The 1,050-nt window shown below is 65.6% G+C and carries 1 protein-coding gene; it reads left to right on the top strand.

Translation table 11 applies throughout. The annotated features are described in order from the left end of the window. Positions 1-130 precede the first annotated feature (130 nt). Positions 131-1,039: an IS5 family transposase gene (locus B9C99_RS25470; RefSeq protein ID WP_088899800.1), complete on the top strand. Its 909-nt coding sequence runs from the start codon at positions 131-133 to the stop codon at positions 1,037-1,039. The last annotated feature ends 11 nt before the right edge of the window (positions 1,040-1,050 follow it).

Genomic DNA, 1,050 nt, shown 5'->3' with positions numbered 1-1,050 from the left:
CTAGGCCGTGTTTCAAATGTGGTTCCGCCGAGGGATTCACTGCCCCACCTGGCGTGTCATGACAACTGAATGAGCGAGGTCTCCGGTAGAGGGTTAATCGACCAAGACAAACCTGAATACCGGAGACCTCGTGCCCAGCGTAGCGGTATCGGGGCGGGCGGATCTGACCGACGCGCAGTGGGCATGGTTGGAGTCGTTGCTGCCTCGGGGAAAGAAGGCGGGTCGGCCGCCGAAGTGGACGAAACGCCAGCTCATCGACGGGATCCGGTGGCGCATCCGCACAGGATGTCCGTGGCGGGACATTCCGGACCGGTACGGACCGTGGCAGACGGTGTACGGATTGTTCCGGCGTTGGCAACGCGCAGGGGTGTGGGCGCAGATGCTCACCCGAGTGCAGGCGCTCGCCGACGCGGCCGGCGCGATCGTGTGGGATGTCAGCGTCGATTCGACCATCGCCCGAGCCCACCAGCACGCAGCCGGTGCCCGCAGGGACGGCGATCGGCAGGCCGAGCCGCCGGGCGGTGTCGACACCGAGCCCGATGATCACGCGTTGGGACGCTCACGCGGCGGTTGGACAACCAAGATGCATCTGGCATGCGAGCAGGGCCGCAAGGCCCTTTCACTCATCGTCACTGCAGGTCAGTGCGGTGACAGTCCGCAGTTCGAGGCCGTGCTCGAGGCGATTCGGGTGCCGCGGCGCGGTCGTGGTCGACCGCGCCGCCGCCCCGATGCGGTACTGGCGGACAAGGCGTACAGCAGTGCCGCCAACCGCGCCTACCTGCGCACGCGAGGAATCAGGGCGACGATCCCGACCAAGACCGACCAGGTCGCGAATCGGAAGAAGAAGGGCTCGTCCGGTGGTCGCCCACCTGTCTTCGACACCGAGCACTACAAGCAGCGGCACGCCGTCGAGTGCGGCATCAACCTGCTCAAGCAGAACCGTGCTGTGGCAACGCGATACGACAAGCTTGCGGTCCGCTACACCGCCACCGTGCGTATCGCCGCGATCAATCAGTGGCTGCGATCAGCCACCTTTTGAAACACGGCCTA

The organism is Rhodococcus sp. BUPNP1, from assembly GCF_002215235.1.
Lineage (GTDB): Bacteria > Actinomycetota > Actinomycetes > Mycobacteriales > Mycobacteriaceae > Rhodococcus.
This window is presented reverse-complemented; position numbering and strand designations above follow the sequence as displayed.